14 protein-coding genes are annotated in these 15,080 nt (G+C 52.7%); 5 read left to right on the top strand and 9 right to left on the bottom strand.

The window, feature by feature from the left end:
• Positions 1 to 7 precede the first annotated feature (7 nt).
• The 5 genes from Q0X64_RS02795 to Q0X64_RS02775 all read left to right on the top strand — a co-directional run bounded on the left by Q0X64_RS02795 (position 8) and on the right by Q0X64_RS02775 (position 6,093).
• Positions 8 to 1,003, top strand: a complete 996-nt coding sequence (locus tag Q0X64_RS02795) for an aldolase/citrate lyase family protein (protein WP_297808769.1) — start codon at positions 8 to 10, stop codon at positions 1,001 to 1,003.
• A 10-nt stretch (positions 1,004 to 1,013) separates the two neighbouring features.
• On the top strand, positions 1,014 to 1,901 hold the full coding sequence (prpB, locus tag Q0X64_RS02790; RefSeq protein WP_297808767.1) for a methylisocitrate lyase: 888 nt from the start codon (positions 1,014 to 1,016) through the stop codon (positions 1,899 to 1,901).
• Between the two features lie 42 nt (positions 1,902 to 1,943).
• Complete coding sequence (gene prpC / locus Q0X64_RS02785; protein ID WP_297808765.1) at positions 1,944 to 3,086, top strand: 2-methylcitrate synthase; 1,143 nt, start codon at positions 1,944 to 1,946, stop codon at positions 3,084 to 3,086.
• 28 nt (positions 3,087 to 3,114) lie between these two features.
• On the top strand, positions 3,115 to 4,578 hold the full coding sequence (locus Q0X64_RS02780) for a bifunctional 2-methylcitrate dehydratase/aconitate hydratase (RefSeq protein ID WP_297808763.1): 1,464 nt from the start codon (positions 3,115 to 3,117) through the stop codon (positions 4,576 to 4,578).
• An 84-nt stretch (positions 4,579 to 4,662) separates the two neighbouring features.
• Entirely contained in the window at positions 4,663 to 6,093 is a 1,431-nt protein-coding gene (locus tag Q0X64_RS02775) for a diguanylate cyclase (protein WP_297808761.1), read from the top strand.
• On the opposite strand, the gene Q0X64_RS02770 is transcribed toward Q0X64_RS02775, so the two are convergent.
• From Q0X64_RS02770 to rplT, 9 genes are all read right to left on the bottom strand, one after another.
• Positions 6,090 to 6,512, bottom strand: a complete 423-nt coding sequence (locus tag Q0X64_RS02770) for a group 1 truncated hemoglobin (protein WP_297808758.1) — start codon at positions 6,510 to 6,512, stop codon at positions 6,090 to 6,092. The genes Q0X64_RS02775 and Q0X64_RS02770 overlap by 4 nt on opposite strands.
• Positions 6,512 to 7,339, bottom strand: a complete 828-nt coding sequence (locus Q0X64_RS02765; protein ID WP_297808755.1) for a DUF3034 family protein — start codon at positions 7,337 to 7,339, stop codon at positions 6,512 to 6,514. The genes Q0X64_RS02770 and Q0X64_RS02765 overlap by 1 nt, the downstream gene beginning before the upstream one ends.
• Positions 7,293 to 9,647, bottom strand: coding sequence for a GGDEF domain-containing protein (locus Q0X64_RS02760; protein ID WP_297808753.1), 2,355 nt, complete (start codon positions 9,645 to 9,647; stop codon positions 7,293 to 7,295). Before Q0X64_RS02760 ends, Q0X64_RS02765 begins: the two co-directional genes overlap by 47 nt.
• Entirely contained in the window at positions 9,625 to 10,239 is a 615-nt protein-coding gene (locus Q0X64_RS02755) for a methylamine utilization protein (RefSeq protein ID WP_297808751.1), read from the bottom strand. The genes Q0X64_RS02760 and Q0X64_RS02755 overlap by 23 nt, the downstream gene beginning before the upstream one ends.
• A gap of 274 nt (positions 10,240 to 10,513) precedes the next feature.
• Complete coding sequence (locus tag Q0X64_RS02750; protein ID WP_297808748.1) at positions 10,514 to 10,879, bottom strand: MerR family transcriptional regulator; 366 nt, start codon at positions 10,877 to 10,879, stop codon at positions 10,514 to 10,516.
• Positions 10,863 to 11,159 carry an integration host factor subunit alpha gene (gene ihfA, locus Q0X64_RS02745; protein ID WP_297808745.1) on the bottom strand — a complete coding sequence of 99 codons (297 nt, stop codon included), beginning with the start codon at positions 11,157 to 11,159 and terminating at the stop codon, positions 10,863 to 10,865. The genes Q0X64_RS02750 and ihfA overlap by 17 nt, the downstream gene beginning before the upstream one ends.
• 36 nt (positions 11,160 to 11,195) lie before the next feature.
• Positions 11,196 to 13,571, bottom strand: coding sequence for a phenylalanine--tRNA ligase subunit beta (gene pheT / locus Q0X64_RS02740; protein WP_297808743.1), 2,376 nt, complete (start codon positions 13,569 to 13,571; stop codon positions 11,196 to 11,198).
• Between the two features lie 18 nt (positions 13,572 to 13,589).
• Positions 13,590 to 14,627: a phenylalanine--tRNA ligase subunit alpha gene (gene pheS / locus Q0X64_RS02735; RefSeq protein WP_297808740.1), complete on the bottom strand. Its 1,038-nt coding sequence runs from the start codon at positions 14,625 to 14,627 to the stop codon at positions 13,590 to 13,592.
• Between the two features lie 93 nt (positions 14,628 to 14,720).
• Complete coding sequence (rplT, locus tag Q0X64_RS02730; protein WP_297808737.1) at positions 14,721 to 15,080, bottom strand: 50S ribosomal protein L20; 360 nt, start codon at positions 15,078 to 15,080, stop codon at positions 14,721 to 14,723.

The raw sequence follows: 15,080 nt of genomic DNA, 5'->3' as shown, positions 1-15,080 counted from the left end.
GAAAGCCATGAACATGACCAATCTCACTCATCCCAGTCAGGCCCTGTTCGAGGGTGAACAGGCGTTTCCGATCATTCCCAGCTGTGAACACTTCGCTGGTAGTGAAAAACTGATCAGCAAAGCGCTGGGCCTTCAGGACACAGTCGGCCCGGTATTTGATATTACCTGTGACTGCGAAGATGGCGCCGCCGCCGGTACCGAAAAAGAACATGCCGAGATGATCGTGCGCGTGCTCAACAGCGACCTCAACAAACACAAGATGGCCGGGGCCCGTATTCACGATTACACCCATAACAGCTGGCAGCAGGATGTCGATATCCTGGTGGCTGGTGCCGGCGAGTTACTGACGTATATCACTATTCCCAAGGCCACCAGCGTGGATCAGGTGGCGGAGATGATCGGCTACATCCAGAAAGTCGCCCAGCACAATGATATTCAGCGCGAAATTCCAATTCATGTGTTGATAGAAACCCACGGTGCACTGAAAGACGTACATCAGATCGCCGCACTGGATTGGGTGCAGGTGCTGGACTTTGGCCTGATGGATTTTGTCAGCGCTCATCACGGCGCCATTTCTGCCACCGCGATGCGCAGTCCCGGTCAGTTCGATCATCGCCTGCTGGCCCGGGCCAAAGCCGAAGTGGTGGCTGCTGCCCTTGCCAACGGCGTGGTGCCGGCTCATAACGTGACCCTTGATTTGAAAAACGAGGAAGTCACCCACAGCGATGCCTCCCGTGCCCGCAATGAGTTCGGCTTTTTGCGGATGTGGAGTATTTATCCGACTCAAATCACCGCGATTGTGAATGCCATGAAACCCGATTACAGCGAAGTCATCAGCGCCGCCAGCATTTTGCTGGCCGCCCAGCAGGCTGACTGGGGCCCGATCCAGTTTGAGGGTGAGCTGCACGATCGCGCCACCTACCGTTATTTCTGGGAACTGCTGCAGCGCGCCAAACAGACTGGCGTCGAAGTGCCGGCAGACGCAGATAAAGCATTTTTCTAAAGGATTGCTTATGACTTTACCTTCAGCAGGCGCCCGCTTCCGTCAGGCCGTCAGAGAAGAACATCCTTTGCAGGTGATGGGGGCGATTAACGCCTATCACGCCCGCATGGCGGAAAAAGTCGGTTACCGCGCGCTCTATGTGTCAGGCGGTGGCGTCGCTGCCGCTTCTCTCGGCCTGCCTGATCTGGGTATTTCCACGCTGGATGATGTGGTCACCGATGTCGAGCGTATTACCGCGATCACTGAGTTGCCGGTACTGGTCGATATCGATACCGGTTTTGGCGGCGCGTTTAATATCGCCCGCACGATAAAAAAAATGATTCAGGCCGGCGCCGGTGCGGTGCATATTGAAGATCAGGTGCAGAACAAACGCTGTGGTCATCGCCCCAACAAGGCGATTGTCAGCCAGCAGGAAATGGTCGATCGCATCAAGGCCGCCGTCGATGCCAAAACCGATGACGACTTTGTGATCATGGCCCGCACCGATGCGTTGGCGGTGGAAGGTCTCGAATCAGCGATTGACCGCGCCTGCGCTTGTGTCGAGGCCGGCGCCGATATGATTTTCCCGGAGGCGATGACCGATCTCGCCATGTATCAACAATTTGCCGAAGCCGTCAAAGTCCCGGTGCTGGCCAATATTACCGAGTTCGGCAGTACCCCGCTTTACACAGTCGAGGAGCTGGCTGCGCATGAGGTCAGCCTGGTGTTGTATCCGTTGTCTGCATTCCGCGCTATGAATGCCGCCGCCCTGCAGGTTTATCAGTCGGTGCGTGAGCATGGCACCCAGCAACATGTGGTTGATCTCATGCAGACCCGCAGCGAGCTTTACGACTTCCTTGACTACCACGCTTATGAACAAAAGCTGGATGCCCTTTTTAACAGTGACGATAAAAGCTAAACCTCGTCCCTAGCCAGCAGCAACGCTGCTCAGGAGCTCACCATGACCCAGGTTCAGAAAAAGAAAAAAGGCGTTGCCCTTGCCGGCGTATCGGCTGGCACCACGGCCGTCTGCACTGTTGGCCACAGTGGCAATGATCTGCATTACCGCGGCTACGATATTCTGGAACTTGCTGCCAACAGCACGTTTGAAGAAGTGGCGTTTCTGCTGATTCACGGCCACTTGCCTAATCAGTCAGAGCTGAATGCTTATCATGCCAGGCTGCGCCAATTGCGTGATATTCCTGATGCGCTGAAAGTGGTGCTGGAACAATTACCCGCCACGGCTCACCCGATGGATGTGATGCGCACGGCAACGTCCATGCTGGGTACGTTAGAGCCGGAAGCGCCTGACCACTCGGCTGATGGCGCCAGAGCCTTAGCCGATCGGCTGATCGCCTGCCTAGGCAGTGCCCTGCTCTACTGGCATCACTTCAGCCTGCATGGCAAACGCATTGATGTGGATAGTGATGAGGATTCGATTGCCAGTCATTTTCTGCATTTACTGCATGGCAAAAAGCCTTCTGATCTGCATATCGCAGCGATGAATCAATCTCTGGTGCTCTACGCCGAACATGAGTTTAATGCCTCGACTTTCACGGCACGGGTCATTGCCGGCACGCTGGCCGACTTCTACTCTTCCATTACCGGTGCCATAGGTGCACTCAGCGGCCCCAAACATGGCGGTGCCAACGAGGCGGCAATGGCCATTATCCAGCGCTATGCGAGCCCGGATGAAGCCGAGGCCGATATCATGCAACGCATTGCCAATAAGGAAATTATTATCGGTTTCGGCCACCCGGTCTATACCATTTCCGATCCCCGTAATGTGGCAATCAAGGCAGTGGCAAGACGGCTGTGTGAGGATGGCAACAATAGCAATCTGTTCAATATCTCCGAACGCATCGAGCAGGTCATGTGGCGGGAGAAAAACATGTTCCCCAACCTGGACTGGTACAGTGCCTCCAGTTACCACATGCTGGGCATTCCCACCGCCTTCTTTACCCCGATTTTTGTTATCTCACGGGTGACCGGTTGGGCGGCACACATTATCGAGCAGCGCATCGATAACAAGATTATCCGTCCCAATGCCGAATACACCGGCCCGGAAAACCGGCCTTACCTGCCGCTCGATCAGCGCGGCTGATCCCTATGATTTTTGAGGAACCCCATTCATGACTGCTGCTATGACCCAGACGCGACCGGCGCCGGACAAGGTGCTGGTTGATATCGCCGACTACGTGATGGATTATCAAGTCACCAGCAAAGAAGCACTGGATACCGCCCGCTATTGCCTGATGGATACCCTGGGCTGCGGGCTGGAAGCTCTGTCCTACCCGGCCTGCACCAAGCTGCTGGGCCCGATCGTGCCAGGAACGATTGTGCCGGGTGGAAGTAAAGTACCGGGCACCCAGTTCCAACTGGATCCGGTGCAGGCGGCGTTTAATATCGGTGCCATGGTGCGCTGGCTAGATTTCAACGATACCTGGCTGGCAGCCGAATGGGGCCATCCATCAGATAATCTGGGCAGTATTCTGGCTGTCGCAGACTATCTGTCGCGTCATGCTGAGCACACTGACGATAAGCCGACACTCACCATGCACGATGTGCTGGTCGCTATGGTCAAAGCCCATGAAATACAGGGCGTGCTGGCACTGGAAAACAGTTTTAATCGGGTAGGCCTGGATCATGTGGTACTGGTCAAGGTGGCCTCCACCGCAGTCGTCACCGGCATGCTGGGTGGTAGCAAGGACGATATTATCAATGCCGTCTCCAATGCCTGGGTTGATGGCCAGAGCCTGCGTACCTATCGCCACAGCCCTAACACCGGTTCACGTAAATCCTGGGCCGCAGGCGATGCCTGCAGCCGGGCAGTCAGGCTGGCCTGGATGACACTGAAAGGCGAAATGGGTTATCCCACCGCCCTCTCTGCCAATACCTGGGGCTTTTACGATGTTTATATGCATGGGCAGCCATTCAAGTTTCAGCGCCAGTATGGCAGTTACGTGATGGAAAACGTCTTGTTCAAAATCGCGTTTCCGGCCGAGTTTCATGCGCAGACAGCGGTCGAGTGTGCTTTTCAGTTGCATGCCGAGCTTACTGATCGTGTGGATACGCTCAAAGCTATCGATGAGATCGATAAAATCGTCATTACCACCCACGAATCAGCCATCCGCATTATCGATAAACAAGGACCGCTGAGTAACCCGGCTGATAGGGATCACTGCATTCAGTATATGACCGCTGTCGGCCTGCTCAAAGGCAGCCTGACTGCCGCCGATTATGAGGATGATGTGGCCGCCGATCCCCGCATTGACGCCTTGCGCGACAAAATGGTCTGTGTCGAAAGTGAGGCCTATACCCGCGATTATCTTGATCCGGACAAACGCTCCATTGCCAATGCCATCCAGGTCTTTTTTAACGATGGCAGCCAGTCGGAACAAGTGGCTGTGGAATATCCGCTTGGTCACCGTCGTCGCCGCGCTGAGGGTATCCCTGAGCTGGTCAGGAAGTTTAAAACCAACCTTGCCCGGCGTTTCCCCGACCGTCAGCAAAAAACCATTCTGGCTGTCTGTAATGACAGGCAAGATCTGTCATCGATGCCGGTGCATCAGTTTGTCGACCTGCTGGTGATATAACCCACCCACGCGCGAATTGTATTGCCACACCCGCCGCCGCGTATTAGCATCAGCGAGTGGCTATCAAAACATTACATATTTAGCGTGACGTCGTTTTCCCGTCTTATCTACTGGCTTTGTATCGCCCTGATCAGTGTAACGACCTGTGCGATTCTACTTAGTGGCTGGTGGATTGGTCAGCGATACAGTGAGGCGGTGGCTGAACAACAGATCAACCGGGCCGATTATTTCCTGCAGGGCTTTCTGGAATCGGAACAGGCGCTGCACACGACTGCGGTTAAAGGCGTCATTACTGATTTCGGCTTTCGCCGTACCGTCGCTGATGGTGATCCCGATACCATCGCCAGCATGCTTGATAACCATGCCCAGCGGGTCGGGCTTGACCTGCTGTTAATTACCGATCGCGACGGGCAGTTCCTGTCCAGCTATGGCAGCCTGATTGATGATGACAGTGATGGCAGGGTCTACCAACTGCTGAAAGACACCCCGGATCGCCCGCATCTTATCGCCTTACAGAATGGTTTTTACTGGTTATATCTGTCGTCGATCAAGGCGCCGCATATAGTAGGTTATGCCATCGCCGGCACCGCAGTGGACATCGACAAGCTCAATCATATCCAGTCGCTCACCGGTGTCGATTTGTCGATCTACTCAAACATGATGGGCTATGCTCTCAATACCAGTCCTCAGGTCGCCCGGTTTATTGAAAATGGCGAGCATGACACATTGGTTCCCTCGCCCTGGGAGAGGCAGCGGTTCATCAGCCGTCAAATTAACATCAATGATTTGCCCCGGGGGGATATCAAACTCTATATGACTGCTGATTTATCGGACTTTCACCGGCAGTTCGATCGTTTCAGCATTAATATGCTGATCGTTACCTTCCTACTGGTGACTTTGATCACCATTGCCAGCTTGCTGGTTTCAAGACGCATGGTGATGCCGTTTGAAAACCTGCAGAAAAAGCTGCTTCATCGGGCCAGTTTCGATCATTTAACCGGTATTCATAACCGGCTCACCGTTTCCGAGCTGTGCCAGCGCAGTCTGGCTGAATCACAACGCGCGGAAAAACCCTTCTTTATTGCTCTGCTGGATTTGGATCATTTCAAGGCCGTCAATGACAGTCATGGCCACACAGCCGGTGATATGGTGCTCTCAGAAGTCGCACAAAGACTCAAAAGCAGCTTGCGAAACTATGATGTTCTGGGCCGCTATGGTGGCGAAGAATTTATTATTGCCGGCCAGTTGTCAGCCAACGACTGCCGTCACAACCTGTTAAGAATTAAGGACGTGATTTCCGGTGAGCTTTTCAGCTACAAGGACAAACGCATAGATATGACACTTAGCATCGGCGCCTGTTTTATCGACTTTGCTGACTTCTCCGGTGAGGTCACGCTACAGAGACTCATCGAGTGGGCCGATCAGGCGCTTTATAAAGCCAAGTCCGAGGGCCGTGATCGGGTGGTCATCCACCACTGTCAGTCGGCTGGTATGCAGATGGAAACGCTAGATTAACGATAAATAATATCTTGTCGTAGCGGGACTAGCCTTGCCAGCAACTGGTTTTGAACCCGGTGACTGACGTCCGCTTTATACATGGCATCAATCAGCAGATCGACCAGATGATTAAAGTCACGCTCATTGATCTGCATGCCGTCGTGAATCTGCTTCATGCTGTCCCCGGTGTAATCACAGGGACCATCACTGATATCACACAGGTGCCACGCCAGATGTTTTTTGAAACGCTTGACGTTGGCCTCGGCGAAATAATGGAAAACCTGTTGGTCTCGGCCGATGTTCTGCACCAGATGGGTGACGATTTTATCGACGCCGGCCTCACCGCCCAGTTTGTCATACAAGGTTTTTTGCTGGGTGCCGGCACAGCCGGATAAGCTGAGACTGGCGGCGAGAATGACTGTAAACAATAAGCGCATCAGAAAGTACCCATTATTGAGAAGTAAAGTCCGTCCTGATCATCGCTGCCGGCAATTTCACCCAAGTCAATATAGCCTGCTGTCAGGTTGACGTATTTATTGGGCATCCAGGCCACGAAGGCACTTTTCCAGTCCTGTTCTTTGGGCCCCAGATTATCAGGCTTTTGTCGGTACTCTACCCCCACGGCCAGGTGGCGGCCAAACAGCACGGCTGTCGATGCTTCCAGCATCCACTCATAGCCTTCACCGTCAGCACCAAAACCCAGCAGGCCAATCTGGTTAGCCTCGGTATAGCGGCCGGTCACATTCCATAACCAGTTCAAACCGCCAATCGCCCCCAAATGCAGTTTTGAGGCGGCAATATAATAATCGGTGCCTGAGTCATCCTCCGCGCCCAGCAGGTTAGCGACCAGGGCATCATCGAGTTGCTTGTACTGCAGGCCGACGCTCAACTGTGGCCAGCGGCTGTAGACAATATCACCATAAAGTCGCAGTTTGCTGCCCAGTACCCGCTGACGGATATTGAGATTGAGTGCGTCAACCTTGAACTCCTGTTCCGCAATGGAAAGCTCCAAGCGGTCATATAAATTAAGCTGGGCACCGAAAACATCCAGGCTGTAATCATCAACACTGCCACGGCTGGCAAAAGCATTGACCGCAATTTCGTCACGACTGGCATAGCCGGCCAGTTGCGCCCAGGGCACCAGGCCGCCACCCGCCGCTCCCTCAATCTGCGACACACCGGGCGTCGCTATCAGTTTGCCGTCAGCCGCCTCAATGCTAAGCGGAGCCAGCAGCGGTAATAGAATGCACAGTTTTTTCCACATAATCCTTCTGCCAATCTGCGACCGTCTCTGCGGTCAGGGGTTTGCTCAGGTAATAGCCCTGAATCTGGTCACAGCCAAAGGTCTTAAGCAGCGCGAGGCTGGCCTCATTCTCCACGCCTTCGGCCACGACCTGGTAACCCAGACCATGAGCCAGTTCAATAGTCGAACGCACGATCAATTGATCTTTGGGCGACTGATCAAGTTGCATGATAAAGCTTTTATCCAGCTTGATTTCATCAACCGGCAGGCCCTTGAGCTTTGACAAAGAGGACTGACCAATGCCGTAATCATCAATGGCAATGATAAAGCCTTTTTGCTTAAGCGAACGCAGAGCCACCACGACCGAAGCTTCATCATGCATGATGTCGCGCTCAGTGATTTCGATAGTAATATATTCGGGCGAGACCTGGTATTGGTCACAACAGCGCAGCATGATACTTTCAAACTCGGATTGCGCCAGATCCTGTGCCGATACATTCACCGCCACCCCTATCATCTGCCCCTGCTGGTGCCAGTCGCGCAGTTGCTGCAGCACATTATCAACCACCCAGCGGGTCAGATCGACAATCAATGAGGCCTCTTCAGCCAGGTTGACGAACACTTCCGGAGACACCATGTTCTGATTTTCGCGGCGCCAGCGGATCAAGGCCTCAGTTTTGATAAAGGCTCTGCCATCAAGGTTTATTTTTGGCTGATAGACCATGAAAAGCTGATTGTCACCACCCGCCAGAATCACTTTACGCAGCGCTTCCACCATGACCAGGCGCTGCATATGCAACTCATCCTCACCCTCTTCATAGCAATGCACACGCTGCTTTTGTTTAAGTGCCGAATCCAACGAAATCATAGTGCGGCGTATCAGAGTGCGTGCCTCCTGACCATTTTCAGGATACAAAGCCACGCCGGCAGACAGATCCAGCTTGATATGAAGCTCGGCCACATAAAGCGCATTTTCCAACTGATGCAGATAGTTTTCTACCAGCTCAATCGCAGACATATCATCGCTGAGGCGCATCACAGTGATAAACTCGGCGCCCTCCATTCGACCAGAGAACACCGTGTCCATAGGCAGCTTGTTGAGCAGTGTCGCCAGCGACTTGAGACAGGCATCGGCCATATCCACGCCCAGGCGATCATTGATCTGGCGGAAATTTCGAATGCTGATATTGATGAGAATCAGCTGGCGGTTTCTAGTTAGAGCCTCGTCCAGCCGCTCTTCAATGGTGTAGAAATTAGGCAGTCCAGTCAGCACATCATGGGAAGCCTGGTAGCGAATTTTATCTTCCCGGGTTTTGATTTCACGGCCCATATCCATAAAGTTTTGGTGCAGACTCTGGATTTCCTCCCCGCCATGAATGTTGACTTTTTTCTGATAAAAGCCCTGAGCGTAGGCTTTGGCGACTTCTTCCAACTGATGCAAAGGGCCGGTCAGACTTCGTGCGAAAGGAATGCTTAACAACGTCGCCGAGAGGGCAATCAGCAGCGCCAGTAAAAAGTTATGCAGCAATGAGCGGTCATATTGTTGATACAACGGTGCCAGGCTGCTAACCAGCATCACTTTGACTGGCATATTTGACGCCGATTTCAGCGTGACTTCTTCGGTCAGGTAAGCGGGCCGTTCAAACAACAGCCAGTTTGATTCCTGACGATTAAGCAACTGTCTGAAAGCATCAAAACTGGACAGCCTGAAGCTGGTACTGAGTAAGTGACTGTCGCCCTGAAAAAAACTGATATCAAAACCGGTCAGCGATTTAAGGTGGGCAGCAGCCTGCTCATCAATCTCAAAACCGACAATGTTGTAAGCGATAATATGTGGCGCTTTGACCGGAGACAAAATCACCTGGTAAACGCTCTTCCCCAGCGTCACGATATGTGACTGATTGGGATTATCAATCAACGTCATCACTTCAGAAGGTGTCAGTTCGTTGGCCGCCGTCATATCATCGGTAGTTGATGACAACACATGACCTGACATATCTGTCAACACCATCACATCAGCATCAATACGCGCCGCATGGTTTAACAACACGCTCTCGATAGTGGCGGCATCCGAGGTCGCTACCGCCCTGACAAAGCCAAAATCAGCGGTCAGCACTTTGGACGCCGTCACCAAAAGCGACGCCTGGGCATCAAGATACTGGGTCAATACCGCCCTGGCTTTGCCGACTTCAGCTTCAAGCTGGCGCAAGTTGAACTGGTTGCTGCTCCACCAAGAACTCGCCTGAATCACCAGTGTGGTGAGCATAACCAGTGCGGTACACAGCAGGAAGATTTTGTTACGTAACTTAATCCGCCGTAGAAATTCCACGGAAGGTATCCTCAAAGCTGTTAGTGGGCTCAGGCGCAGTAGTTGCAACGCGGATCTGATAACGCCCCATCTCATCCCTGCTTAAGGTATCCAGTGCCACTTGTTTCAGCTTTTCGGGTCCCTGTGACTGGTGTTTGTGCCAGACTCTGACTGAAGTCATATTCGCCTCAGTATTCAGCTTGGCTTGTCCTTTTTCATTGGTGGTAACGGTATCAGGGTGATTGGATACAAAAATATAGCCAATCATGGTGTCGTGGATATTACAGCCCAGCACAACGACCCCATGCTCGGGGAAATTGACCGGCTGTTCTGGGGTATCGGCATAGAGCTTCAGCTCGAAGGTCTTGGCCCGGGAAAATGAATAAACGTGATGGCGGATATTGTCACTGTTGGGAAAATCTACGTCCTGACCGGTGGTGATCAGTAGTTGCGCCGGCTTAAAACGTTTATTGACCTGGTCAATCACCGCAACCGGCTGAGAATCGGCAATGACCGGCGACTCTGATATCGGTTCGATAACAGCCGCTTCCAATGCTTCACCCCGCTCATTTGTAACAAAGAAATCGAACTCACCGGCGGTGGCGGAGCTCATGAAGATAAAAAAGCTCAGCCACAGTGAGCGCGTTAGAGCAGATAAAAATGTCATATAGCTTATTTCCAGTAGTCATGCATTACTCTGCCCCCCTCATACTAGGGAGACCAGGCTGCAGATGCAAATTCGCATTGATGCAAGCAAGACCCTGTGAAAAGTAAAGATTTCCGCCTCTATCCCTGGCTAAAACTACACATTTGCTTGTTTCAGTTACAACAAAGCCACGCAATCATCGGACTGCGTGGCTGAGCATTGAAATTGTCAGAGGCAAAACCTAGTTCAACAAGGTTTTTAAATCTTCCAATTCTTTCAGCAGTTCACGAACCAGTTCTTTCTGGTTACCCGTATTGACCGCGGGATTTTTGACTTCTCCAGAAGGGCCAAGTTGCTGTCTTGCGCCGCCAATCGTGAAGCCCTGCTCGTAAAGCAGCCCTCGTATTTCACGAATCAGAATCACATCATGACGCTGATAGTAGCGACGATTACCACGACGTTTGACCGGCTTGAGTTGAGAAAATTCCTGCTCCCAGTAACGCAAAACATGTGGTTTAACGCCACACAATTCACTGACTTCACCGATAGTAAAGTAGCGCTTCCCTGGAATAGGCGGTAATTCGTTGTTATTACTTGCTTCCAGCATAACCATCCACCCTCGCTTTCAGTTTTTGTCCGGGTCTGAAAGTCACCACGCGGCGGGCCGAGATTGGGATTTCTTCACCGGTTTTGGGGTTACGACCAGGCCGTTCACTCTTGTCTCTGAGTTCGAAGTTGCCAAAACCGGATAATTTCACTTGCTCACCGTTTTCCAAAGCAACACGAATTTCCTCAAAAAACATTTCTACCAGTTCCTTGGCTTCCCGTTTGTTGAAACCCAGTTCATCGTAGAGTTGTTCCGTCATATCGGCCTTAGTCAGTGCCATGTATACCTCTGTAATTGTTCTTTTTTATATTAATGATCAGGATCTTATCGTAGCGCCCAGAGACTGTTCCAGGGTCTCGGTCACAGTTTGAATCAGGCTGTCCACCTCTTCATCTGTTAAGGTGCGCTCAGCGTGTTGAAGTTGGAAAGCGACAGCCAGGCTTTTCTTACCGACCTCGACTCCATCTCCGGTATAAACGTCAAATAGTTGAAATGCCTTAAGAATATCAGAATCAATTGTGCTCAGGCAATCTTCAATTTGTCCTGCTGTCACCGCCTCATCAACCAGTAAAGCCAAATCTCGACGGTTGGCCGGGAATTTCGATAATGCTTCAAACTCAGGCACTTGCGACTGTAACACAGCGCTGAGATTAAGTTCGAAAAGATACACGCGGCCGTTAATATCAAGCGGTTTGTTCAGCTTGGGGTGCAGAGCCCCCAGCCAGCCAATCGCTTCGCCGTTTTTGTAGACACGGGCAGACTGACCGGGGTGCAGTGCCGGATGCGTGTCGGCTTCAAAACGAATATCGCCGCCACCGACAGCCAGCAATGCCTCAACATCGGCCTTGGCATCAAAGAAATCGACTTCGCGATTTTTTTCAGCCCACTGCTCGGCATAGCGGTTGCCATAAATCAGGCCGCTGATTTGACGCTGCTGCTCAATATTCGCCAAATCACCCTTGAATACACGGCCGACTTCAAACAAACGAATACGATCGTGTTGGCGGTTGGCATTATAGACCAAGGCCTGAACCAGGCCCGGCCATTGTGATGTACGCATCACTGATAAATCGGCCGAAATTGGGTTCGCCAGTTCAATCGGCGCTTGCTCATCTTCTGCCAGCAAAGCCTGGATCTTGGGTTCAACAAAGCTGTAGGTGACCGCCTCGAAATAGCCGCGATCGACCAGCAGATGTTGCAGGCGTTCCAGCTGGGTTTCAGTTTCGGTAATGTTGGTCGTCAGCACAGTGCCGTGCGGACGGGTGTCCGGCAGTTTGTCATAACCATAGAGCCGGCCCAGCTCTTCAATCAGATCCACTTCAATTGCCAGATCAAAACGGAAGCTGGGCACACTGACCTGCCAACCATCATCTTCTTGTTGCAAAGTCAGGCCCAGACGCGTCAGCTGTTCAGTGACTTCCTGGCGATCCAGTGCAATCCCCAACACCCGCTTGATACGTTCTTCCCGCAGATAAATTGAGGCCGCCTGCGGCAAGTCTTTATCACTGGTCACTTCCGTGACCGGACCAGCCTGACCGCCGACTATCTCCAGCAATAAGGCGGTGGCGCGTTGCATAGCCTGACTGGCCAGTTCTGGATCAACGCCACGCTCGAAACGATGTGAAGAATCGGTATGCAAGCCATAGCTACGGGCCTTACCGGCAATAGTAGCGGGGGCAAAAAAGGCCGCTTCCAGGAACAGGTTTTGCGTGCTATCGGTCACACCTGAGCCTTCACCACCCATAACGCCAGCAAGAGCCAGTGGACCATTGTTATCAGTAATCAGCAGCGATTCAGGCTGTAATTCAATCTCCTGCCCATCAAGCAAAGTCAGTTTTTCACCGGCTTTGGCCATACGCACATCAATCTGGCCACTCAGCTTATCCATGTCAAAGGCATGCATCGGCTGACCCAGTTCCAGCATCACGTAGTTGGTGACATCAACGACCGGGCCCAGACTTCGCAAACCGCTGCGGCGCAGTTTTTCCTGCATCCATACCGGCGTGTCGGCCTTGGGATCAATATTTTCGATCACCCGCCCCAGGTAGCGTGGGCAGGCAGCTTCGTCACTGACAGTAACCGGGAAGGTTTTGTCCGAGCTGGCATTAACGTCAGCCGTATCCACCGAGCACAAATCCGTTGAAGTCAGCACACCGACCTCACGGGCGACGCCGGCAATACCCAGGCAGTCACTGCGGTTGGGCGTCAGATCGATATCAATGGCGACATCATCCAGACCCAGATAATCACGGAAGTCTTCTCCTACCGGGGCATCATCGGCAAGTTCCTGCAAGCCGTCGGCCGATTCGGCCAGGCCCAGTTCCTTGGCGCTGCAAAGCATGCCGAAGGATGGAACACCGCGCAGCTTGGCTTTCTTGATTTTGAAATTACCGGGCAACACTGCACCCACCACGGCAACCGGCACTTTCAGGCCTTCGCGCACATTGCTGGCGCCACAAACAATGTCGAGAAACTCTGCTTCGCCAACATCAACTTTGGTCAAACGCAGTTTGTCGGCATCGGGGTGCGGCTCGACCGCAGTCACCTGGCCGACTTTCACGCCGCTGAATTCACCGGCAACCGGCTCGACGGCATCGACTTCCAGACCGGCATTGGTCAGTTTCTCTACCAGTGCGTCCGTATCCAGGGCTGGATTGACCCACTCGCGTAACCATTTCTCACTAAACTTCATTGTTGTTATACCCGCCGATTATTTGAACTGACTGAGAAAACGCAGATCGTTATCAAAAAACAGGCGCAAATCGTTGACGCCATAACGCAGCATCGCCATCCGCTCGACACCGAGGCCAAAAGCAAAGCCCAGGTATTTTTCACTGTCGATATTGACGTGCTCAAACACATTGGGATGCACCATGCCGCAACCGAGAATTTCAATCCAGCCGGTATGGCTGCAGACCCGGCAGCCTTCACCGCCACAGATCACGCATTCGATATCCGCTTCCGCTGAGGGTTCGGTAAACGGGAAATAAGACGGACGGAAACGCACTTTCAAGGGCTTTTCAAAAAAGGCCTGCAGAAAGTCGGACAACACGCCTTTCAGATCTGTAAAGCTGATCTCCTCATCGACCATCAGGCCTTCCACCTGGTGGAACATCGGGGTGTGGGTCAGGTCCGAATCACAGCGGTAAACACGGCCCGGCGCAATCAGGCGCAGCGGTGGTTGCTGCTCTTCCATTACCCGGATTTGTACGGGTGAGGTATGGGTGCGCAGCAGTTTGTCGGCATCAAAATAAAAGGTATCGTGCATTGCCCGCGCCGGGTGGGTTTCCGGAATGTTCAATGCGGTAAAGTTATGATGGCTGTCTTCAATTTCCGGGCCTTCGGCGACTTCGAAACCGATGTTACGGAAGTAGCGTTCAATGCGCTGCAACGTGCGGGTCACCGGATGCAGGCCACCGACTTCACTGTTACGACCGGGCAGGCTGACATCGACGGTTTCGGCTTTTAACGCCGCTTCCATCGCCGCGGCGGCCAGAGCCTGCTTTTGCTCTTCCACCAGGCCGGTCACTTCCTGCTTGGCCTGATTGACCGATTTACCGATCACCGGCCGGTCTTCCACACTGACATTGCCCAGTTGTTTCAGGTAGGCGGTGATTTTGCCCTTTTTGCCCAGATACTCGACCCGCACATCGTCCAGCGCACGGTTATCCCGGGCGTCAGCCACAGCCTGTCTGGCCGCTGCCGTGATTTCTTCCAAAGCCTGTAACTGTGAAGACAGCTCAGCCATATTTCCCCCTCATCAGAAACAAAAAAGGGCCGTGGTTGCGGCCCTTTTTCGACTTAACTACAGCACAATGGCTATAACGCGCTTTGTCGCGTCTTACTTAGCCAGCGCTGCTTTTGCTTTTTCCGCAATCGCTGCGAATGCCGCTTCGTCATGCACGGCGATATCGGCCAGTACTTTACGATCGATTTCGATTGAGGCTTTTTTCAGGCCATCGATCAGTCGGCTATAGGACAAACCGCAATCACGGGCTGCCGCGTTGATACGGGCAATCCACAGGGTACGGAAAGTACGTTTCTTCTGACGACGGTCACGGTAGGCATATTGACCCGCTTTGGTTACCGCCTGGACGGCAACACGATAGACGTTTCTACGACGACCGTAATAACCTTTGGCTTGGGCAAGAACTTTTTTGTGGCGTGCGTGGGCTGTAACGCCGCGTTTTACTCTAGACAT

The sequence above is a fragment of the uncultured Methylophaga sp. genome, from assembly GCF_947259025.1.
GTDB lineage: Bacteria > Pseudomonadota > Gammaproteobacteria > Nitrosococcales > Methylophagaceae > Methylophaga.
Note: the sequence above shows the minus strand (reverse complement) of the source record. Positions and strands in the feature narration are given on the sequence as shown.

Bases quoted from the DNA above. Each gene is read 5' to 3' on its own strand.
- Q0X64_RS02765 (WP_297808755.1), bottom strand. From the start codon at position 7,339: ATGTGGAAAAAACTGTGCATTCTATTACCGCTGCTGGCTCCGCTTAGC.
- prpB (WP_297808767.1), top strand. From the start codon at position 1,014: ATGACTTTACCTTCAGCAGGCGCCCGCTTCCGTCAGGCCGTCAGAGAA.
- Q0X64_RS02770 (WP_297808758.1), bottom strand. From the start codon at position 6,512: ATGCGCTTATTGTTTACAGTCATTCTCGCCGCCAGTCTCAGCTTATCC.
- Q0X64_RS02755 (WP_297808751.1), bottom strand. From the start codon at position 10,239: ATGAGCTCCGCCACCGCCGGTGAGTTCGATTTCTTTGTTACAAATGAG.
- prpC (WP_297808765.1), top strand. From the start codon at position 1,944: ATGACCCAGGTTCAGAAAAAGAAAAAAGGCGTTGCCCTTGCCGGCGTA.
- Q0X64_RS02750 (WP_297808748.1), bottom strand. From the start codon at position 10,879: ATGCTGGAAGCAAGTAATAACAACGAATTACCGCCTATTCCAGGGAAG.
- Q0X64_RS02795 (WP_297808769.1), top strand. From the start codon at position 8: ATGAACATGACCAATCTCACTCATCCCAGTCAGGCCCTGTTCGAGGGT.
- rplT (WP_297808737.1), bottom strand. From the start codon at position 15,080: ATGTCTAGAGTAAAACGCGGCGTTACAGCCCACGCACGCCACAAAAAA.
- pheS (WP_297808740.1), bottom strand. From the start codon at position 14,627: ATGGCTGAGCTGTCTTCACAGTTACAGGCTTTGGAAGAAATCACGGCA.
- ihfA (WP_297808745.1), bottom strand. From the start codon at position 11,159: ATGGCACTGACTAAGGCCGATATGACGGAACAACTCTACGATGAACTG.
- pheT (WP_297808743.1), bottom strand. From the start codon at position 13,571: ATGAAGTTTAGTGAGAAATGGTTACGCGAGTGGGTCAATCCAGCCCTG.
- Q0X64_RS02780 (WP_297808763.1), top strand. From the start codon at position 3,115: ATGACTGCTGCTATGACCCAGACGCGACCGGCGCCGGACAAGGTGCTG.